The sequence below is a fragment of the Chryseobacterium paludis genome (assembly GCF_025403485.1).
GTDB classification, from domain to species: Bacteria; Bacteroidota; Bacteroidia; order Flavobacteriales; family Weeksellaceae; genus Chryseobacterium; species Chryseobacterium paludis.
Map to the genome: position 1 here is coordinate 4,485,455 of NZ_CP099966.1, position 21,476 is coordinate 4,506,930.

Genomic DNA, 21,476 nt, shown 5'->3' on the forward strand with positions numbered 1-21,476 from the left:
AAAAAACACAAATCAAGATGAAAAATGTTTTAGTGAATATAACGGGATGCTTCCTTTTATTTCTAAGTGCTAATAGTAACGCTCAGCTCCTTACTAATGGAAATGTTACTGCAGGATTAAGTGGTACAAATTATTTTATGGACGCCAGTAATTTTGAAGGTTTAGCAAACAAAAGCTTTGGTAGAGGAATGGGGTTTCCAAGAACAGATCTAACGGATTTTAGATTCAATACATCAACAGCGGATAACGAAGTCGTTCTTTCTGATTTTGATGGGATGGTGGTCTTTAATAGTACTACAGGAGATACTGTGACGGGACAAGGGGTTAAAACAAAAGTAGCTCCTGGATTCTATTACTTCTCAAACCCTGGAAATCCTGGAAATATTACAAACGGTAAATGGGTGGCGATAGGGGCTAATTCAGGTCGTACTAATATTCTTACCACAGAAACTGCTACAAATACTTTAATAAATAACGAACAAGTTTATGCCATTAAAGGAACATTTACAGCTACAGGTTCTTCAACTGCTGTAAGTATCCCTTCGCCAACAGGGATGACCGGTATGTATGGAATTACCATATATAAATCTGGAACTAATACAATATATGCCAGAGAATTATATTCATATGCACTAGGAACTACAGCAGGAAATGCAGTTACAGGGTCTCCCCACATGTCGGTAGTTTATCCGGCTGGAACGTATGATTATGTGCTGGAGTATTTAAAATAAAAGCATACTTATCTTTTATAAAAACCAATGAAAATTTCATTGGTTTTTTTTAGATATTTAACTAAAAAAATGGCGAATGTGTAATTTACTGATTTACAGTGTGTTTTAGAGCTGATTCTAAATGAATTTCTAGTAGTTAGTTAATTATGTTAACTTTTAGGCCTTATTTTTAACGTTTTTTAACAGTGGTCCTTAAAACGCCTGTCAATAGAGGGTTACAGACTTGGTTAACATATAATTGGGTTTTCGTTAACAGTTTTTAACATTTCGGCTATGGACTTAATGAGATTCATAATACATTTGCCAAGTCAAAACCAATAAAATTCAACATGATGAAAAGATTCATTCTCGTAATCATAATGATGATTTCAGCCTTTGGTGTTTATTCTTTCAAGAATAATGCCACAGATGCGAAAAAAACAAGTTATGCATCGTTCTACCACGATAAGTTTAATGGTAGAAAAACCGCAAACGGAGAAATTTTTGATAATTCAAAATTCACCGCTGCAAATAGAACGCTTCCTTTTGGAACTAAAATTAGAGTTACCAATTTGAGCAATGGAAAAGAGGTTACAGTGAGGATAAATGATAGAGGACCTTTCCATTCATCAAGAGCACTAGATATTTCTAGAGCCGCGTTCGATGAAATCGGAAATACCAATCTTGGTACAATTCCGGTGGAATATGAAATTGTCGATTAAACTTATGATTTATTAAATTTTAAAAGCCAACTGATTCAGTTGGCTTTTTCTTTTTATTATACATTCAATTCCAGCAATGCCGGGCAATGATCTGAATGTACAGCCTCTTTTAAAATTACAGCTCTTGAAAGCTTATCTTTTAAGGCATATGACGTAAAATTATAATCTAATCTCCAGCCCTTATTTTTAGCCCTGGAATTCTGCCTGTAACTCCACCAAGTATAATTATCTGGCTCATTATTAAAAAACCTGAAACTATCTATTAATTCACACTCTTCAATAAAGCTGGTCATCCACTCCCTTTCCATAGGTAAGAATCCTGAAACATTTTTTAAACGAACAGGATCATGGATGTCAATGGCCTGATGACAAATATTAAAGTCTCCTGAAATAATAAGATTTGGAATTTCTTTTTTTAAATTTTTGATATAATTCAGAAAATCATGACAAAACTGCATTTTAAAACCCAGTCTTTCCATATTAGAAGCTGAAGGGACATATACAGAAATTACTGAATAACCATCAAAGTCAGCACGAATAATTCTTCCTTCGTTATCATAACTTTCAATTCCACATCCATACTCAACATGATTAGGTTTTATTTTTGAGGCTATTCCAACCCCACTATAGCCTTTTCTGACTGCCGAATGCCAGTAGCTATGATACCCTTGCTTTTGAAGGCTTTCGATATCTATCTGGTCGTTTCCAGCCTTGCTCTCTTGAATGCATATGATATCCGGATCAGCGGTTTTTAACCAACCTAGAAAATCCTTGGTAAAAGCAGCTCTGATTCCATTTACATTATATGTGATTAATTTCATAAATAAAAGTAAATTTTTGGTCAAATGTAGGGAAATTAAAAGAGCGGACTTTGAAATTTCAAAATCAAATGCAAACAAAAAGGCGGAAAAAATCAATTGATTTTTTCCGCCCCTGAACCCAGAATTAATAAACTATGAAAAAAATTACTTGGGTTCTAAAATGCTAATTGGAATAATACATTCTTCTAATGATATTCCACCGTGTTGGTAAGTTTCTTTATAATAATTTACAAAGTGATTATAATTTTTTGGATAGGCCAGGAAAGTATTGTTTTTTGCAAAAATATACTTTGAACTTAAATTTCCTTTTGGTAAAAATAGTTTCTCAGGATTTGTAATAGCCCAAACATCTCTATCGTCATACGTTAAGCTCTTACCAGTTTTATAACGGATGTTTGTAGATGTTTCTCTATCTCCAACCACTTTACTTGGCTTTTTAACGTAAACTGTTCCATGATCTGTTGTGATCACTAGTTTATAACCGCTTTCGGCAGCTAATTTTATAATTTTTAGAATTGAAGAATTCTCAAACCAGTTATAAGTCAGGGATCTGAAAGTTTTATCATCACGAATTAACTGATCCACAATATGGTTGTCAGTTTTTGCGTGAGATAAGATATCAATAAAGTTATAAACGATCACCAACAAGTCGTTGTTTTTGTGTTGATTGAAATCATCATAGATCTTCTTTTCAAAATCAGCATTCAAAACCTTTAGATATTTCATTGATTTTGAACCTAAGCCAATTCTTTTCATTTGATCTTCAAGAAAGTCACGCTCAAACTCATTTTTATTTCCATCTTCATTATCATTAAACCATTTATCAGGAAAACGTTTTTCTATCTCAGAAGGTAATAGACCTGCAAAGAAAGAGTTTCTTGCATATTGAGTTGCTGTTGGAAGAATACTGTAATAATAATCTTCAGATACTTTATTGTAGTATTTCGTAAATAATGGTTCAACTACTTTCCATTGATCATATCTAAGGTTATCTACCATAAGTAAAAGAACCTTGCTTTTTTCAACCTCAGGCTTTATCTTATCTTTGAAAAGGGTATGGCTCATAGCTGGTTTGTCACTTCCATTTAGCCATTCTTCATAATTATTTTCAATAAATTTCGCAAACTGAATATTAGCTTCTTCTTTTTGAGACTGTAGAAGATCTGCAAATTCATTGTCTGTTACTTTATCGAATTTAATTTCCCAATTTAAAATTTTCTTATAATATTCAGCCCATTCCTGATAAGACTTGAGATAAGAAAGTTCCATAGATAGGCTTCTGAACTCTTGTTGATATTGCAAAATAGTTTTTTGCTCAACCAAATTGTCTTCCTGAAGATTTTTCTTTAATGATAAAAGAATCTGATTGGGGTTTACTGGTTTTAGAATATAATCAGCAATTTGAGAACCAATTGCCTCTTCCATAATGTGTTCTTCTTCACTTTTGGTAACCATTACTATTTTTAAAGAATTATCTTTTTCTTTAATCATAGGAATTGCTTCCAGCCCAGAAATACCAGGCATATTTTCATCAATTAATGTTAATGCAAATTTCTCGGAATCTATCAACTCTAGCGCTTCATTTACATTATTAACAGGAGTTACATGATAACCCTTTTTTTCTAAAAATACAATATGAGGTTTGAGTAAATCTATTTCATCATCTATCCATAATATTTTTTCCGACATAATATTTATTTTTTACATGGTTATAGTATCAAAAGTGTGACCAATTCATTATAAAATCTGTCAAAATGAACAGATAAAAAGTTAAATTATAGTTAAATGAAAATCCATTATTTTTTTTTATGTGGATATTTCATCTAACGGCCGGTCTTTATGTATTCTAGGGCTCTTTCCAAAACTTCATCTTTTCCTTCTTTTATTCCTTTTAAAGTAGGTTTAATGATAATGTCCGGGATAATTCCAATCCTTTGGGTTTCTCTTTGATCCGGGTAATATGCACCAAGACCTGTGAAGCTGGTTTCTAAGCCTGCAATTTTAAACCTAATGACATCTCCGTTGGCTCCGGAAGTGTAACTTCCGATCGTTTTTGCTTTAGGATGCTGCTTAAACATCATCGTTGTGGTCTCCGCCTGGCTCTGAGTATTCTCATCTATCAAAACTACTACATTTCCTTTATAATAATCATCATTTTTTCTTCCAATACTATTTTTTCTACTATAAAACATACCCGGATAAGTGGTTTCAGGGAAATTAAACTGATAATATATGATTGTCTCCGGAAGAAACAGTAAACTTAATGGTCTGATTGTTTGCCTAGGATAATTTCTTAAGTCGAAAATAATTGATCCGGTTGTCTTTAGATTTTGATACATTTCATTTAAATCTTCTCTTTCAATAATACCCATATCAACATAACCTATTTTTTTATCCTGATCGTAAAATCTCCATTTTTCAGGTGCTGCTTTCTTTTCATAAATTATATCTTTTAAAAGATATGTTTTTACCTTGAGAGCAATATTTTGTCCGTTCCTTTCCAGTTTAACTTCTATACTATCATTGTTGGAGAAAAGAAAGAGATTCTTTACCTTTTTTATTTTCCCCCATGAGTTTGAAGCTGGAATATATTTTGAAAATCCATTGACTATTTGTGGAATGGTTTTACCATTAATGTCATAAATTATGTCTCCGGGTTCTAATAAAGATCTTTCTTTCTTATATATAGTAGAATTAATTTTGGTGACGATCAGTTTCCCTTCTGCATAAGAATATTCTACAGGTACTTTCCTTCTTCCGTATTGATTTAAACTAATTAATGGTGAAAATAAAAAAGCATGAGAATCATCAGTTTTTGTGACCAATTCTGCTAATGTTAAATGGTAATTTACATCATTATCTATACTTATAAATTTAGGAATCATTTCTTTTAAAACATCATTCCAATTTTGATCTGTTTCGTATTTATAGGGAAAGAAATATTCTACAAAATTCCAATATCTGAATAACTCCAAAAGAGCAATTTTCCTGGAGATAAATTTTGAGCCCAGTGAGTCATCATTTCTGAAAAATATTTTTCTTCCTCCTTTTCCAAAATAATAGGGCTCTCCGATATATCTGTTTTTTTCGATAAATTGAAGTTTGTCAATCACTTCTGGACTGAATATATCTTCATTTTTCGTCCAGTCTAAATTAAAGTTCTTCACAAAATATACCTTGTTGTTATCAAATTTACAGGATGGACAACTGTCAACCTGTCCAAGATTGTCAAGCCATTGAGAAAAAAACACATTCAGTTGATTTTTATCATGAATTGTTTCAAGTTCTTCTATTTTATCAATCAATTGTTTGTCCCAGTCGAATGTACCCTTAGCAACATGAGGGTGATAATATTTTAAGAATCCCCATACTTTACAAAGGGATTCCAGCTTTTGGGTTTCTGAAACCATTTGAGCAGAAAAAGTATTTATACTTAAAAATAATAAAAGTAATGTAGAGAGTATCCTCATTCAATGGGTTCGTTTATTAAAGACTCAAAGATAAAAATCTCTACCTAATGATCTATGGTTTACAAAATTAAAGCCTAAGATTAAATTTCCCTAACTTTGTTTACTAATACTTCAGTTATCAAATGCAGAATAAGCTAAAAATTATCAACGATCCCGTTCATGGATTTATCAAAATTCCCCACGAAATTTTATTTGATATTATCGAACATCCCTATTTTCAAAGATTAAGAAGGATTTCTCAGACTGGTCTTCTCAATTTGATTTTTCCAGGAGCTACGCATACGAGGTTTCACCATGCTATCGGTGCCATGCATTTGATGTTCACTGCACTGGAAACATTAAAGCAAAAAGGAGTTAAAATATCTGACGAAGAAGAAAAAGGAGCCATGTTAGCGATCTTAATGCATGATATTGGTCATGGGCCATTTTCTCACGCTTTGGAAAGCATGCTGATGGATGATTGGCATCATGAAAATCTTTCATTATTATTAATGAATAGGTTGAATGAAATGTTTGATGGTCAGCTTTCCATAGCTATTGAAATGTTTCAGGGGCAATACCATAGAAAATTTTTCAATCAACTAATATCTTCTCAACTGGATGTTGACCGTTTGGATTATTTAAAAAGAGACAGCTTTTTTACAGGAGTTTCTGAAGGAAATATTAATACCCAACGAATCATCTCTATGATGAATGTTTGTGAAGAGGGCGAATTAGTAATAGACGCGAAAGGGATTTACTCCATTGAAAACTTTTTGACGGCAAGAATGTTTATGTATTGGCAGGTATATTACCATAAAACATCTGCTTTAGCTGAATTTATTCTGGTTAAAATTTTAGAAAGAGCAAAATATTTGGTTTCAAAAGGCATAGATTTACCGGCTACTGAAAATTTGAAATACTTTTTATATAGAGAAAAGAGTGCAGCAACAGATGAAGATGTTGAAAGATTTACACAATTGGACGATAATGATGTGATTCAAGCCATGAAATTATGGCAGAATTCTGATGATTTTATTTTGTCATATTGGTGTAAGTGCGTGATTAAGAGAGATCTTCCTAAAACAATTATTTCATCGCATCCATTTGATAAAACACTTGTTGAAGAAAAAATAAAAAACACCAATGAGTTTTTTAATATTGATAATGGTGCTGAATTAGTTCATGAGATTAAGAGAAAACTTTTGCCTTACAACACCAAAATGCAACCGATCTACTTACTACAGAAAAATGGTACGAAAATAAGGCTGGATGAGTCTGAAGATCAGCTTTTATCAGGCTTAATAGTAAATAAGACCAAAAGATATATTTTAACATTTCCAAGAGATTTATCCAAAATAAATTCTTAAAGAATATTAAAATTAACGATCGTAAAACTAAAAAATGTTTACGAATAATAGAATTTCTTATCTTTGCAGAATATGGAATTTACAGCTTCGCAAATTGCAAGTTTTATTGACGGAAAAATAATAGGTGATGAAAATGCACTTATTAGTGGCGTTTCACCAATTGAAAATGGGGAATCGGGGCATCTTTCTTTTATAGCTCAAGATCGATTTTCTCACTATTTGGATACTTCAAAGTGCTCAGTAATTATTGCTTCTGAAAAACTTATTGTAAAGGATTCTTACAATGCTACCATAATTGCCGTAAAAGATGCTTATTTGTCTTTTCAGGTTCTGATGAATTTATATCAGGAAATGCAAGGTAAAAAAGAGGGTGTTGAAGATGGCGCATCTATTCATGATACTGCCGTTATTGCTGATAAGGTATATATTGGAGCTTTTACTTATGTTTCAGAAAAAGCCAAAATTGGTGAAGGAACACAAATTTATCCGCAAGTATACATTGGCAAGGGAGTAAAAATAGGTAAAAACTGTAAAATTGATAGCGGAGCAAGAATCTACGATTATTGTATTATAGGAGATAACTGCGTGATTCATTCTAATACTGTAGTAGGTGGTGATGGATTTGGTTTCCAACCAACACCGGAAGGATTTAAGAAAATTCCTCAGCTCGGAAATGTTATCATTGAAGATGACGTAGAAATAGGTTCAAACTGTAGTATAGACAGAGCCACTATTGGTTCTACTATCATTGGGAAAGGAACTAAAATAGATAACTTAATTCAAATAGCACACAACGTAAAGATTGGTCAGAACAATGTGATTGCAGCTCAGGCAGGAATTGCAGGGTCTACAACTATTGGCGACTGGAACCAGATTGGTGGGCAAGTAGGCGTGGTTGGTCATATTAAAATAGGCAATCAGGTCAAAATTCAGGCACAAAGTGGGGTGAATTCCAGCGTTAATGACAAAGAAACATTATATGGTTCACCAGCAATAAGCTATAATGACTACCTTAGAAATTATGTTCATTTCAGAAACTTTACTGAAATTGTAGGACGAATAAATAATCTTGAGAATACCTCAAAAGATAATACTAATGAGTGATATGCAAAAAACACTTCAGCAAGAGGTTACTCTTTCTGGAATTGGCCTTCATACTGGTAAAGAAGTAAAACTTACCATTAAACCTGCTAAAGAAAATACAGGTTTTGTTTTTGTAAGAACCGATTTAGAGGGACATCCCCAAGTCGAAGCTGATGTTAATTATGTTGTAGCAACTGAAAGAGGGACAACCTTAGAAAAATTAGGTGTAAAAATCAATACTTGTGAACATCTTCTTGCAGCTTTAGTTGGTTGTGATATAGATAACGCAATATTGGAAATGGATGCTTCTGAGCCGCCTATCATGGATGGTTCTTCAAAGTTTTTTGTTGAAGCTATCGAAAGTGTGGGTGTTGTAGAGCAAGCAGTTGTTCGAGAATATCTTGTCGTTAAAGAAGTTCTTAGTTATACAGACCCTGCAACAGGTTCTGAGATCACGATTATTCCATCAGATAATTACGAAATTACAACAATGGTAGATTTTGGGACCAAAGTATTGGGTACTCAAAATGCTACACTTAAAAATATTTCAGAATTTAAGGAGGAAATTTCATCAGCACGAACATTCAGCTTTTTGCATGAATTAGAAATGCTTTTAGATCATGGCTTAATTAAAGGAGGGGATATTTCTAATGCAATTGTATATGTCGATAAAGATTTAACCCCAGATACAACTGAAAAGTTAAAGAAGGCATTTGGGAAAGACAATGTTTCTATCAGACCAAATGGCATTCTTGATAATCTTACTTTAAATTACCCTAACGAAGCGGCAAGACATAAATTACTTGATGTGATTGGTGATTTAGCTTTAGCTGGAGTTAAAATAAAAGGTAAAGTAATTGCTAATAAGCCCGGACATTTTGTAAATACTCAATTTGCAAAAAAACTCAATCGTCAGTGGAAATTGCAAAAAAAGAAAAATGTGCCTGATTTTGATTTAACAAAAGAACCGGTTTTTGATATCAACGGAATTATGAAGTTGATGCCTCACAGACCACCATTCTTATTAATAGATAAAATTCTTGAACTTTCTGACTCTCATGTGGTAGGATTGAAGAATGTTACAATGAATGAACCTTTCTTTGTTGGACATTTTCCTAAAGAACCGGTAATGCCAGGTGTTTTACAGGTGGAAGCTTTAGCACAAACAGGTGGGATTTTAGTTTTGGCTAGTGTTCCGGATCCTGAAAATTATTCTACTTATTTCATTAAAATGGATAAAGTAAAATTTAAAAGAAAAGTAGTTCCTGGAGATACTATGATTTTCAAAATTGAGTTGATAGAGCCCATCAGACGAGGTATCGTTCATATGCAAGGATATGGATATGTAGGAGATACAGTGGCTGTCGAGGCCGAATTAATGGCTCAAGTTGCAAAAAATAAAGTTGATTAAATGGTTCATCAATTAGCAGCCGTAGATAAACGCGCAAAAATCAGCAAAAATGTAATCGTAGAACCTTTTACTACTATTGCAGGGGACGTGGAAATTGGAGAAGGAACTTGGATTGGTCCCAATGTTACCATCATGGATGGAGCAAGAATAGGCAAAAATTGTAGAATTTTTCCCGGAACGGTAATTTCTGCAATTCCGCAGGATTTAAAGTTTGATGGAGAAGATACTCAGGTAATTATCGGAGATGAAACTACAATAAGAGAGTGCGTAACAGTGAACAGGGGTACAAAAGCCCTTGGATTTACCAAAATTGGTAAAAACTGTCTCATCATGGCAACTTCTCACATTGCACACGATTGCGTTATCGGAGATCATGTTATCATCGTAAACGGTTGTGGTATTGCTGGTCATGTAGAAATAGGTGATTATACAGTAATGGGTGGCCTTAGTGCAGTTCATCAGTTTGGTAAAATTGGAAAACATGTTATGATTTCTGGTGGAACACTGGTAAGAAAGGATATTCCGCCCTATGTAAAAGTAGCAAGAGAGCCAATGGCTTATGCCGGAATTAATTCAGTGGGTCTGAGAAGAAGAGGATTTACAAACGAGAAAATTTTTGAGATCCAAAAGATATATAGAGCTATTTTCCAAATGAAAATGAATGTCTCTCAGGCAATCACTCATATTGAGAAAGAAATGCTACCAACCGCTGAAAGAGATGAAATTCTCCAGTTTATTCAAAACTCTCCTAGAGGTATTGTAAAAGGATATGGTACCGGAAAGGAGTAATTAAATAAAAATAAAAAAGATAATATAAAAATTAATGGCAACAAGTAACGATATAAGAAAAGGACTTTGCATTGAATTTAGCAATGATATTTTCAAAGTAATTGAATTTCTTCACGTAAAACCAGGTAAAGGACCGGCTTTCGTTAGAACAAAATTGAAGTCAGTGACGAATGGAAAAGTACTTGATAACACTTTTTCTGCAGGTCATAAAATTGATGAAGTAAAAGTAATTACGAGAAAATTCCAATATCTTTATGACGATGAGAATGGATTCCATTTCATGAATAATGATGATTTCTCTCAATTATACATCGATAAAGAAATGATTGAAAATTCTCAGTTTATGAAAGCTGGTGAAGAAGTAACGATCATTTTAAAAGAATCTGATGAAACTCCACTTTCTGCTGAACTTCCACAGTCTGTATTTTTAGATGTTATCGAAGCAGATCCAGGAGTGAAAGGAAATACAGCTACTAATGCTCTTAAAAATGCAATCGTTGAAACAGGAGCAAGAGTGATGGTACCACTGTTCATAGAACCAGGAGACAGAATCAAAGTAAGTACTGAAGATGGTTCTTACTTGGAAAGAGTAAAATAATAATACAATTTATATAAATTCGGTCTGCATTTGCAGTCCGAATTTTGTTTTACAAGAAAAATATTTTTTATGAGATTTCATTCTCCACAAAAACTTAAAACAATTGCTGATTTAATTTCAGCGAAATTTGTTGGTTCTGATGATTTTGAAGTGCTGGGAACTAATGAAATTCACATGGTAAAACCGGGGGAGATCGTTTTTGTTAATCATCCGAAATACTATGATAAAGCATTAAATTCTGCAGCAACAATTATTCTTATCGATAAAGAAGTGGATTGCCCGGAAGGGAAAGCTCTATTAGTTTCAGATGATCCTTTCAGGGATTTTAATCTTATCAATACCCATTTTACAAGAATATATAATTTCACCGAAGAACTTCATGATATAGAGATCGGTGAGGGGACTAAGGTTCATTCTACCGCAGTTATAGGCAACAACGTGAGAATTGGAAAGAATAGTCTTATTTTTCCAAATGTAGTTATTGGTGACAGAACGATTATTGGGGATAATGTAGTCATTCAATCAGGGACGGTTTTAGGTGGTGATGCATTCTATTACCGTAAGCTTAATGGTAATTTTGACCGCTTAATATCTGTTGGTAACGTTATCATAGAAAACAACGTTGAAATAGGAAATAACTGTACAATCGACAGAGGAGTTACAGATTCTACGATTATAGGTGAAGGTTCTGTTTTAGATAATCAAATTCAGATTGGACACGATACCATAATTGGAAAAAAATGTCTGATCGCTTCTCAGGTGGGAATTGCCGGCTGTTGTATAATTGGAGATGAGGTAACATTATGGGGACAGGTTGGAATTGCTTCTGGAAATAAGATCGAAGGTGGATCTGTGCTTTTAGGAAAGACTGGTGTAAATAGAGATCTTGAAAAAGGTACCTACATTGGTATGTTTGCAGAAGATTTCAAAACCTATTTGAAAAAAGAAGTAAAACTGAGAAATCTCAAATAAACAATTCACAAGGTTTTATTTAAAATCAAAGAAAAATAAGTAAATTTGTGAGCATTAATAAAATAGTAAATAAATTAAAAACAACAATAAAATGTCAATTTTAGTAAACAAAGATTCTAAAGTAATTGTACAAGGATTTACAGGGAACGAAGGTACTTTCCATGCTGGCCAGATGATTGAATACGGAACCAATGTAGTAGGTGGAGTTACTCCAGGAAAAGGAGGAAGCGAGCACTTAGGGAAGCCTGTATTTAATACGGTTGCTGATGCTGTTTCAAAAGCAGGAGCTAACGTAAGTATTATTTTCGTACCACCTGCATTTGCTGCTGATGCTATTATGGAAGCTGCTGAGGCTGGAATTAAAGTTATCGTATGTATTACTGAGGGAATTCCTGTAGCAGATATGGTAAAAGTAAAATCTTACATCGCTGATAGAGATTGTAGATTGATCGGACCAAACTGCCCTGGAATCATTACTTCAGAAGAAGCTAAAATTGGTATTATGCCAGGTTTCGTTTTCAAAAAAGGTAAAGTAGGTATCGTTTCTAAATCTGGAACTCTTACTTATGAAGCTGCAGATCAGGTTGTAAGAGCTGGTTTCGGTATTTCTACAGCTATTGGTATCGGTGGAGACCCAATTATTGGGACTACTACAAGAGAAGCTTTGGAATTGTTCATCAATGATCCTGAAACAGAAGCGGTAGTAATGATCGGTGAAATTGGTGGTGGACTAGAGGCTGAAGCTGCAAGATGGTATAAAGCAAGTGGTTCTACTAAACCTGTAGTTGGTTTTATTGCAGGACAAACTGCACCTAAAGGAAGAACAATGGGACATGCAGGAGCTATTGTAGGAGGTGATGAAGATACAGCGCAGGCAAAAATGGAAATCATGAGAGAAAACGGAATCAACGTTGTAGATTCTCCGGCTGATATTGGTGTTACTGTTGCAAAAGTATTAGCATAATCATAAACAAAAACAATATGAAAAAATTTTTATTAGCCTCTACTTTGGCTTTTTCTACCTTATCTTTAGCACAAGTTAACCTTAAAGCGACAAGATTTGGTATTACAGCTGGAGGCAACTATTCCCGAGTACAAAATGCACATAACCCCTCCGGAGCAAGATTTGCTGTTCAGGCGGGAGCCTTAGCCCTTATTCCAGTAGGAAAAGGTAATCAGTTTTATATCCAACCCGAAGTACTATATTATGGTGCCGGAGAAACGGGGAAGGATAAGGATGCTAAAGGTAGAGATGGTTATAACGCTGTATATGCAAATAATTACCTTAGTGTACCTGTTTATTTCAAAGGATACTTTTCAGAGGCAGAATCTGAATTTTTTGGAATGATAGGTCCAAGATTTAACTTTTTGCTAAACCAGAACGTTAAAAATGCTCCTGCAAGCAGAGCTTATTATGATCCGGATGTAAATGATCCAAAACATCCTGGGGTTAGTGGAAAAGCTAACAGTTTTAATTTTGGATTAGGTATAGGCGTAGGATATAGCTATAAGAGACAATTGGAATTAGCTTTAAAGTATGATTATGGATTTTCCAATACATATCCTGATCTTGCAAAAGAACCTGATGGAACTAGTAAGGGTAAATCAGAACAAGTTCTTAGTTTAAGTCTTAGTTATATCTTTCAATAAGAATAATTCATTCAAATAAAAAAATCCCGAGATTATTCTCGGGATTTTTTGTGATGTCTAATATTTTATACTAATTTCTAATCCATCTCCAAAGCTCTTTTAAGGTAGCTTTATTACCGTACATTAAAATACCTACGCGGTAAATTTTTCCAGCTAAGAATATCATAAAAATAGTGGTCAGTACCAAAAGTGTGATGGATAACGCAATCTGCCATGCCGGAACTCCAAAAGGAATTCTTGCAATCATTGCTACTGGAGAGGTAAAAGGAATCATCGATAACCAAAATCCTAAAGGTCCATCCGGATTGTTCATTAGCGAAAAGCTCCCATACATCCCTAAAGTTAAAGGTAGTATTGCAAATAGTGTAAACTGTTGAGTTTCTGTTTCATTATCAACAGCAGATCCAATAGCCGCATAAACAGAGCTGTAAAAAATGTATCCAAGAAGAAAGAACACAATAAATACAAAAATGATCAACGGGAAATTAAGCTCCAGCAGACTATGAGAAACCTGAGTAGCAATTTGTGCTATATCCAGTTTACTAGCCATTCCTTCACTTCCTCCGGGGATATTTTTTTGAATTGATGAAAACCCTGTATTGAGAACTAATGCTCCGATTACTGACATTGTAATCCATATGATAAACTGGGTTAAAGCAACCATTGTTACGCCCAATATTTTACCCATCATAAGCTCGAATGGCTTTACTGAAGAGATAATAATTTCAACCACTCGGTTATTCTTTTCTTCTAGAACGCTTCTCATTACCCTAACTCCATAAATGATAATAAACATGAAAGTAACATACATCAGAACCATACTAAGTCCTGTTTTTACTCCGAAAGTCATATCAGAATCTTCCTTATTGTCTTCTGAAACATTAATCGTTTTTAAAGTGAAGCCTTTATCAAGATTGTCCAATTGAGTTTCAGCAATACCCAATTGCTTGATCTTTTCTTTCTTAATAACATTTGTAATATCTGAAACGATTCGCTGCTTGGTATCAAAACCAATTTTACTATTGATAACCAGTCTTGTGTTTTTTTCCAGATCATCAAAGTTATTAGCATTCAGTTCAGGTAAAATAAGGATGCCATCTAAAGTTTCATTTCCTTTTAATTTGTTAACCTTTGATTTCTCCTCAGCAGAAGGAATAAAAGTATAATTGAGTTTGGAATCCGATGGTAATTTATCTTTAAATAAACCACTCTTATCAACAACTTCAATAACACTATGTGATTCATTAGCCTTAAACATTAGCCCTATAACCGCACCAAATGCAATGATCATGACAGGAGCCAGCAACGTTAATATAATGAAGGACTTCTTCTTAACCTGTGTAAGGAATTCCCTTTTTGTAATTAAAAAAATATTGTTCATAAAATTAAGAATGATTACCTACAGCGTTAATAAAAACTTCATTCATGCTGGGGATTCGTTCATCAAATGACCTGACTTTTCCAACATGTACTAAATCTAAAAGAATATTATTTTGATCACTCTCGTTTTTCAAATCAAAAGAAATCAGTTCATTCTCATTAGAAAAATTGAAAACCTCATATTTGTTTTTGAAATTTTCAAAATTAGAATCACTGACTTCAGAAAGGGTGATTCCAAAAATATTTTTCTTAAATTTTTCCCTTACATCGAAAACCCTACCATCAAGAATTTTTTTAGAATTGTCAATAAGGGCTACATAATCACACATCTCCTCTACGCTTTCCATTCTGTGAGTAGAAAGTATGATAGTGGTTCCGTTATTTTTGAGATCGATAATCTGATCTTTGATAAGATTCGCATTTACGGGGTCAAATCCTGAAAAAGGTTCATCAAGAATTAAGAGATGAGGTCTATGAAGAACAGTAACTACAAATTGGATCTTCTGAGCCATTCCTTTTGAAAGCTCAGAGAGTTTTTTCTTCCACCACTGATCGATATTAAGTTTTTCAAACCATTTTTTAGCCTCACCCAATGCGTCGTTTTTACTCATTCCCTTCAATTCACCGAAGTAGAGGATCTGATCCCCAACACTCATATTTTTATACAGTCCCCTTTCTTCAGGCATGTAACCGATGTTTTTAATATGACTGGGATTTAGCTTTTCTCCGTTGATAAATATATTCCCGGAATCAGCTTGAGTAATTTGATTGATGATACGGATAAATGAAGTCTTTCCCGCTCCGTTAGGTCCTAGAAGACCATAAATACTCCCTTTTGGGACATGTATGCTAAAATCATCCAATGCTGTCTTTTTTCCTGCATTGTAGGTTTTAGTAATATGTTCAGCTTTTAGCATTAAATTGTTTTTTACAATTAGTATGAAAATCTCCCGAAAGTTACGGAATAATTAAGGGAGAACTAACGTAAAAGAAAAAATCCTGATGATTATCAGGATTTAATTTTATTGTTTTACTATTTGGGTAACCTTTTGTGTGTTGTCACTTAAAATGTAACGAATTAAATATTTGCCGGGTTTCAATTTTTCAATATTTATTTCTCCCGAATTCATATTAACGGTATAAGTTGCAACCTGTGTACCCAATATAGAGTAGAATGTAACACTTTTGACTCTTAAAGAAGAATCTTTTGCCTTTACGATGAGAAAATCCTTCGCGGGATTTGGATAGGCAATAAAAACTCCATCATCTGATTTTTGTGAGATGGAACCAGGCTCTCTAAGTTGAGCTTTAACATTGCTGGAAAATCCAACAAAAGTGCCTACGAAAAGAATTAAAAGTAAAAGTTTTTTCATCAAATTATAATTTCTCAAGTATTTAAAAACAAAAATATAAAAAATCTACCACTCCTCAATATATTTTTTCATATAACTTGTAGTAAATTTGCATAAACTTATTCAAAAAGTATTCCAAAATGATACATTCAAGAAATAGAAGGCTAAGAGTTAATGAATCAATGAGAAGTTTAGTAAGAGAAAATATACTTACAACTAATGATTTCGTAATGCCAATCTTCGTAATGGAGGGTGAAAACAAGGAAGAACCAATTGCATCAATGCCGGGAATTTTCAGGCGGAGTATAGATTTAACCGTGAAGGAATGTAAAGAATTATTTTCCCTTGGTGTAAAATCGGTCAATTTGTACATGAAGGTGTCTGATCATTTGAAAGATAATACAGGAAAAGAAGCATGGAATAAAGATGGCTTAATGCAAAATACCATCAAAGCGATCAAAGATGCGCTTCCTGAAATGATTGTAATGCCTGATGTTGCCTTAGATCCGTATTCAATTTATGGACATGACGGTATTATTGAAAATGGAAAGATTGTAAATGATGCCACCGTTGATGCGTTAGCCAGAATGTCTGTATCTCATGCAGAAGCAGGAGCTGACATTGTTGCCCCTAGTGATATGATGGATGGCAGAGTATTGGGTATTCGTGAAGCTTTAGAGGACAATGGGTTTACAGATGTGGGGATTTTAAGTTATTCTGCAAAATATGCAAGTTCTTTCTATGGACCTTTTAGAAGTGCTTTGGATAGTGCTCCAAAAGATAATATGGAAATACCAAAGGATAAGAAAACATATCAAATGGATTTCCATAATTCCCGTGAAGCTTTAAATGAAGTATTCAAAGATATTGATGAGGGAGCGGATATTATTATGATCAAACCGGGACTTCCTTATCTGGACATTGTTTCTAAAGTTCGTGAAGCTATAGATCTTCCGATCGCCGTCTATAATGTAAGTGGAGAGTATGCAATGGTAAAAGCAGCTGCTCAAAATGGCTGGCTGGATAATGATAAAACAATTATAGAAAGCTTAACCTGCTTTAAAAGAGCTGGAGCAGATATGATCTTTACTTATTTTGCGAAGGAAGCAGCCATACTTCTAAATAAATAGTATTAATTACTTTATATAAATAAAAAAAACACTTCAAATCGAAGTGTTTTTTGTTTATCCAAAACATGCATTGTAATGGGGCTTACCCGGAACAATAGGGTCTCTGCCTCCATCATCAAAAACGCAAATGTTTGAAGGGCATAAATACCAACCTGGCTGACAGTTACCATTAGCGTCAGGAAATCTGATGTTTCCACCATTGATATTTTTTAAGTCCTTTTTTGTTAATTTTTTCATGATAATATTTATTTGTTTAGATAATCTAATATAATAAAAATTTATCACATGATGTTGAAATCTTTTCCTTTGGTAAATTTTGCGGCAAAAGGAGCTTGATTACCTGAATATTTTAGAACAAAATGTTTCTTGGTATCTGTATCTAATTTTGCATCAACCTCTACGTCCTGAGTCTGAAAGCTTACATCTAAAGCAACTGAAGATTCTTTTTCCAGATAAATTTCTACACTCTCAGCATAAAATAAAGAAGTACTCAAATAATTAAACTTAATATTTTTTCTATACGTTTTGGTTTTATCCTGCGTGAAAGCAGAGTAATTTTTTAAAATCTCAATTCCTGGGGAATCAATGTTAGTGATTCTAGATTTTGTTACCCCATTTACTCTTACAGAAAAGCTCTTGGCATTTTTGATCTCTCCATTCACTCCAATATTAAATAAGGATGGCAAAGAAAGCCCATATTCAATCATACTCTCTTTTGTAAATTCGAAGTCGGGAATTAAAGCCGGATGTTTAGGGGTATTAATCAATTGATTTTTGACCGTATTTAAGCTCTCACCAGAAAATAAATATCCAATAAGATTATTACCAGTCGTTCTCCAATTTCTACCATTCCATTCGAAAATTTCACAAAGCAAAGTATCGGTGGACGAATGGGGAAGCAGATCCATATCCTGCCATTTGAAAACTTCTTTAGCATAGGGTCTTCGGTCAACAAGATTGATTCCTAAATCTAGTGTAAGCAGTTCTGTTAGTTCTTTATTATTTTCCATAAAAAATTAATTGTTGATTGGTCCTATAAATTTATCAAATAAAATCGAAAGCTATCGAGTTTATAAGCATGTTATAACCAACCTTTTTTACCATAAACATAAGTGTCATCAAATTGTTTATCACTCATAAACAAATATAAAATACCTTCAATGAAAGGAATAATAGAAGCTGCACCTAAAGTGACAATATTTAAAACAATTTGGATAATTCCTTCTTTGGTATAACCCAGGTAAAATTTATTTAAGGCCAACCATCCAACAAGTATCCCTAACAATGCTGCAGGAATTTTCTTTTCTGAACGATACGTTGCAGTCGCTTGTTGATTTTGCTCATTTTCTGTTTTTGTATAACCGTAATTTTCCATTTTAATAATTTTTATGATAAAGTGAATTGTTTTTAACATAAGTCGAGGAAAAATATGAGTAGTTACAAAATCATAACTTAAAACAAATTTATATCTTTGCGACTATGATTTTACGAGGAGAAAACTTAATCAAGGAATACGGTCCTAAAAAAGTTGTAAAAGGAGTTTCTGTACAAGTTCAACAGGGAGAAATTGTTGGCTTACTAGGTCCCAATGGGGCAGGTAAGACGACTTCATTTTATATGATCGTAGGATTGGTTAAGCCTACTTCCGGAAGGATTTTTCTCGATAAACAGGAGATAACCACTGACGCGATGTATCGTAGAGCTCAAAAAGGAATTGGGTATCTTGCTCAGGAAGCATCTGTTTTCAGGAAGCTTTCAGTAGAAGAAAATATTATGGGAGTTTTGCAGCTGACTAAACTTTCGAAACGTGAGCAGCAAATAAAATGTGATGAACTGGTTGAAGAATTTTCATTGCAGCATGTTCGTAAAAACAGAGGGGATCTTCTTTCCGGAGGTGAAAGACGTAGAACAGAAATTGCAAGATGCTTAGCAACAAGTCCTAATTTCATTCTTCTTGATGAACCTTTTGCGGGTGTTGACCCTATTGCTGTAGAAGATATACAAAAGATTGTAAGAAGTCTTGTTGATAAAAATATCGGAATTTTGATTACCGATCATAACGTTCAACAGACACTTGCCATTACAAACAAAACCTATATTATGTTTGAAGGGAGAATCTTAAAAGAAGGCCTTCCTGAAGATTTAGCTAATGATCCACAGGTAAGAGAAGCTTATCTTGGAGAGAATTTTGTTTATCAGAGTATTTTGGACAAACCTAAAAAGAAAAAATACGCATACAATATCTGGGCTGGAAATTTTGATTCAAAAACTCAGTTTCAAAGTTTTGTAGATAATAAATTCTCTCAATTTGATGATTTGAGATTAATGTATGGTTTTGAAGATATAAGTTTTGCATCATTAGCAAATTCTGAGATTGAACATATCTTTAATGATGTAGTTGATAAAAATGCTAATAACTCTTTTGTGTTCCAAAGAAAAGAAATTACATCTCAGTATTCTTTAGAAGATGCAGGTGCTGAAGCAAAAGAAGCAAGCAAATCAGAACTTCATTATCTTACAACATATCTTTTCGAGGGATAAAAGCAGATTTTATTTTGACTCTATAAATACAGTGGACTTTTTAGTTGCTGTCGAAGTACGTTCAATATTTAGCAGATAAAAGCCTGGATTTTATTTTGCCATGCAAATTTGTTTATTTTAATATATATTATTTCGCATTGTTTTGAGTAATTGCGAAATATTTTCAATACAAAATTTTATTATCATTTATGTTTTTCTTATTTTCATTAAAAGTGATATTTTGATGAACTAAAGGTCTGGTTATTGTATTTAATTATGTGAAATTGATAAAACAGATTGTCTGACTTTATTAATAATTAAAAACGCATATATGTCATTACAAGAAAAATTACAAAAACTCGCCAATGAAAGAAATGAACCATGTGTAAGCATTTCATTAAGCACACACAGAACATTTCCTGAAAACCAACAAGATGAGATCATTTTAAAAAATTTGGTAAAAGAAGCGGAAAATCGGGTTATTGATGAATATGGAAAAAGACCTGCTGCAGGAGTTTTAGAAAAACTGGAAAAGATTGCAGATAAAGTTGATCACCAATATAATCTTGATAGTTTACATATCTTCTTATCCAAGGATACGGAAGAAATTATAAAATCTACATGGACATCAAGAGGCAATGTTGCTGAGATAGATGAGAAATTTGCAGTGAGACCCCTTATTAAGGCAGCAGTACGAGCCCAGGAATACCTTATCTTATTATTAACACAGAATGGAACAAAATTATATGAAGCGTTAAATGACTCTATTATAAACGAAATTCGTGAAGAAGGATTTCCATTTCCACAGAACCCTTTTTATATCACCCATTCAGATGTAAGAAGTGACTCAAAACAGGTCGATAATCAGATAAGAGAATATTTTAACAGGGTTGATAAATCAATTGTTGAAATTAGCAAAAAATCAAATCTGAATGTTATTGTAGTCAGTACAGCGGATAATTATAGTAAACTTCTTGAAGTTGCAGATATCCCCAAGATATACATAGGCCACGATAATAAAAGTTATGTTTCTGCGGAAGAGCATCATATTGTCGAACAAGCTTATGAAATTATTAAAGCTCGACAAAAGGAAAGTCGTACACTAGCAATAGAAGAAATTAAAGAAGCTGTTCCACGGGGAACTGTTCTTACAGATCTACAGGAAATTTATCAGGCTGCATTAGATGGGAGGGGAGATTTACTGATCGTTCATCAGGATTATGAACAACCAGTAAAAATGGTAGATGATCGGACATTTGAATATGTAGATGATTCTAAAGAGCAGGATGCAGTTGATGATATTGTATCCATAATTGCATGGGAAGTATTTTCTAAAAAAGGAAGAGTGCACTTCACCCAACAGGATGGGCTTTTGGATCTTGGAAAGATTGTATTAAAAACGAGATACTAAAAATAAATTTTTGTTAAGAAAGAAGATGAGCTGGCATAATACCAGCTTTTTTTATGTATTATTTTAAAAAAGCTTTAATTTTACTAAAGATCTTTATATCAAATGGCT

Annotated in this window: 21 protein-coding genes and 1 pseudogene; 13 read left to right on the forward strand and 9 right to left on the reverse strand. The window is 33.4% G+C overall.

Annotated features, from left to right (window positions below; all coding sequences use genetic code 11):
* The first annotated feature begins 17 nt into the window (after positions 1-17).
* Both NG806_RS20375 and NG806_RS20380 read left to right on the forward strand, forming a co-directional pair.
* Positions 18-731, forward strand: coding sequence for a hypothetical protein (locus NG806_RS20375; RefSeq protein ID WP_261511164.1), 714 nt, complete (start codon positions 18-20; stop codon positions 729-731).
* A gap of 329 nt (positions 732-1,060) precedes the next feature.
* The gene (locus tag NG806_RS20380; protein ID WP_214832652.1) at positions 1,061-1,432 is read left to right on the forward strand and encodes a septal ring lytic transglycosylase RlpA family protein; all 372 of its coding nucleotides are present in this window, start codon (positions 1,061-1,063) and stop codon (positions 1,430-1,432) included.
* A 56-nt stretch (positions 1,433-1,488) separates the two neighbouring features.
* On the opposite strand, the gene NG806_RS20385 is transcribed toward NG806_RS20380, so the two are convergent.
* The 3 genes from NG806_RS20385 to NG806_RS20395 all read right to left on the reverse strand — a co-directional run bounded on the left by NG806_RS20385 (position 1,489) and on the right by NG806_RS20395 (position 5,663).
* Positions 1,489-2,253, reverse strand: coding sequence for an exodeoxyribonuclease III (locus NG806_RS20385; RefSeq protein ID WP_261511165.1), 765 nt, complete (start codon positions 2,251-2,253; stop codon positions 1,489-1,491).
* Between the two features lie 144 nt (positions 2,254-2,397).
* Positions 2,398-3,942: a T9SS response regulator signal transducer PorX gene (gene porX / locus NG806_RS20390; protein WP_214832649.1), complete on the reverse strand. Its 1,545-nt coding sequence runs from the start codon at positions 3,940-3,942 to the stop codon at positions 2,398-2,400.
* A gap of 134 nt (positions 3,943-4,076) precedes the next feature.
* Positions 4,077-5,663, reverse strand: coding sequence for a S41 family peptidase (locus NG806_RS20395; RefSeq protein ID WP_261511166.1), 1,587 nt, complete (start codon positions 5,661-5,663; stop codon positions 4,077-4,079).
* 182 nt (positions 5,664-5,845) lie between these two features.
* On the opposite strand from NG806_RS20395, the gene NG806_RS20400 reads away from it, so the two are divergent.
* The 8 genes from NG806_RS20400 (at position 5,846) to NG806_RS20435 (ending at position 13,575) form a co-directional block, all read left to right on the forward strand.
* On the forward strand, positions 5,846-7,072 hold the full coding sequence (locus NG806_RS20400; protein ID WP_261511167.1) for an HD domain-containing protein: 1,227 nt from the start codon (positions 5,846-5,848) through the stop codon (positions 7,070-7,072).
* A gap of 72 nt (positions 7,073-7,144) precedes the next feature.
* Positions 7,145-8,176: a UDP-3-O-(3-hydroxymyristoyl)glucosamine N-acyltransferase gene (lpxD, locus tag NG806_RS20405; protein WP_214832643.1), complete on the forward strand. Its 1,032-nt coding sequence runs from the start codon at positions 7,145-7,147 to the stop codon at positions 8,174-8,176.
* Positions 8,169-9,566, forward strand: a complete 1,398-nt coding sequence (locus NG806_RS20410) for a bifunctional UDP-3-O-[3-hydroxymyristoyl] N-acetylglucosamine deacetylase/3-hydroxyacyl-ACP dehydratase (RefSeq protein WP_214832641.1) — start codon at positions 8,169-8,171, stop codon at positions 9,564-9,566. Before lpxD ends, NG806_RS20410 begins: the two co-directional genes overlap by 8 nt.
* Positions 9,567-10,355, forward strand: a complete 789-nt coding sequence (lpxA, locus tag NG806_RS20415) for an acyl-ACP--UDP-N-acetylglucosamine O-acyltransferase (protein ID WP_214832639.1) — start codon at positions 9,567-9,569, stop codon at positions 10,353-10,355. It begins immediately after the preceding gene.
* A 34-nt stretch (positions 10,356-10,389) separates the two neighbouring features.
* Positions 10,390-10,953, forward strand: coding sequence for an elongation factor P (efp, locus tag NG806_RS20420; protein WP_214832637.1), 564 nt, complete (start codon positions 10,390-10,392; stop codon positions 10,951-10,953).
* Positions 10,954-11,022: 69 nt separating this feature from the next.
* The gene (locus tag NG806_RS20425) at positions 11,023-11,925 is read left to right on the forward strand and encodes an LpxD N-terminal domain-containing protein (RefSeq protein WP_214832635.1); all 903 of its coding nucleotides are present in this window, start codon (positions 11,023-11,025) and stop codon (positions 11,923-11,925) included.
* A 91-nt stretch (positions 11,926-12,016) separates the two neighbouring features.
* Complete coding sequence (gene sucD, locus NG806_RS20430) at positions 12,017-12,889, forward strand: succinate--CoA ligase subunit alpha (protein ID WP_214832633.1); 873 nt, start codon at positions 12,017-12,019, stop codon at positions 12,887-12,889.
* A gap of 17 nt (positions 12,890-12,906) precedes the next feature.
* On the forward strand, positions 12,907-13,575 hold the full coding sequence (locus tag NG806_RS20435) for a porin family protein (RefSeq protein WP_214832631.1): 669 nt from the start codon (positions 12,907-12,909) through the stop codon (positions 13,573-13,575).
* A gap of 70 nt (positions 13,576-13,645) precedes the next feature.
* Here NG806_RS20435 and NG806_RS20440 read toward each other — a convergent pair whose 3' ends face one another.
* The 3 genes from NG806_RS20440 to NG806_RS20450 all read right to left on the reverse strand — a co-directional run bounded on the left by NG806_RS20440 (position 13,646) and on the right by NG806_RS20450 (position 16,328).
* On the reverse strand, positions 13,646-14,956 hold the full coding sequence (locus NG806_RS20440; protein ID WP_261511168.1) for an ABC transporter permease: 1,311 nt from the start codon (positions 14,954-14,956) through the stop codon (positions 13,646-13,648).
* Positions 14,957-14,960: 4 nt separating this feature from the next.
* The gene (locus NG806_RS20445) at positions 14,961-15,872 is read right to left on the reverse strand and encodes an ABC transporter ATP-binding protein (protein WP_261511169.1); all 912 of its coding nucleotides are present in this window, start codon (positions 15,870-15,872) and stop codon (positions 14,961-14,963) included.
* A gap of 105 nt (positions 15,873-15,977) precedes the next feature.
* Positions 15,978-16,328 carry a T9SS type A sorting domain-containing protein gene (locus NG806_RS20450; RefSeq protein ID WP_214832625.1) on the reverse strand — a complete coding sequence of 117 codons (351 nt, stop codon included), beginning with the start codon at positions 16,326-16,328 and terminating at the stop codon, positions 15,978-15,980.
* Between the two features lie 119 nt (positions 16,329-16,447).
* On the opposite strand from NG806_RS20450, the gene hemB reads away from it, so the two are divergent.
* Positions 16,448-17,437, forward strand: coding sequence for a porphobilinogen synthase (gene hemB, locus NG806_RS20455; RefSeq protein ID WP_214832624.1), 990 nt, complete (start codon positions 16,448-16,450; stop codon positions 17,435-17,437).
* A gap of 54 nt (positions 17,438-17,491) precedes the next feature.
* Here hemB and NG806_RS20460 read toward each other — a convergent pair whose 3' ends face one another.
* From NG806_RS20460 to NG806_RS20470, 3 genes are all read right to left on the reverse strand, one after another.
* Complete coding sequence (locus NG806_RS20460; protein WP_214832623.1) at positions 17,492-17,674, reverse strand: bacteriocin; 183 nt, start codon at positions 17,672-17,674, stop codon at positions 17,492-17,494.
* Between the two features lie 44 nt (positions 17,675-17,718).
* The gene (locus NG806_RS20465; protein WP_261511170.1) at positions 17,719-18,447 is read right to left on the reverse strand and encodes a hypothetical protein; all 729 of its coding nucleotides are present in this window, start codon (positions 18,445-18,447) and stop codon (positions 17,719-17,721) included.
* Between the two features lie 71 nt (positions 18,448-18,518).
* Positions 18,519-18,812, reverse strand: coding sequence for a TM2 domain-containing protein (locus tag NG806_RS20470; RefSeq protein WP_214832620.1), 294 nt, complete (start codon positions 18,810-18,812; stop codon positions 18,519-18,521).
* Between the two features lie 104 nt (positions 18,813-18,916).
* Between NG806_RS20470 and lptB the strand changes: the two are divergent.
* Both lptB and NG806_RS20480 read left to right on the forward strand, forming a co-directional pair.
* Positions 18,917-19,642 (forward strand): annotated as a pseudogene (gene lptB, locus NG806_RS20475) (LPS export ABC transporter ATP-binding protein); the annotation flags it as partial.
* A gap of 646 nt (positions 19,643-20,288) precedes the next feature.
* A complete protein-coding gene (locus NG806_RS20480; RefSeq protein ID WP_261511171.1) occupies positions 20,289-21,368 on the forward strand; it encodes a baeRF3 domain-containing protein in 1,080 nt (359 codons plus the stop codon).
* Positions 21,369-21,476: the final 108 nt, after the last annotated feature.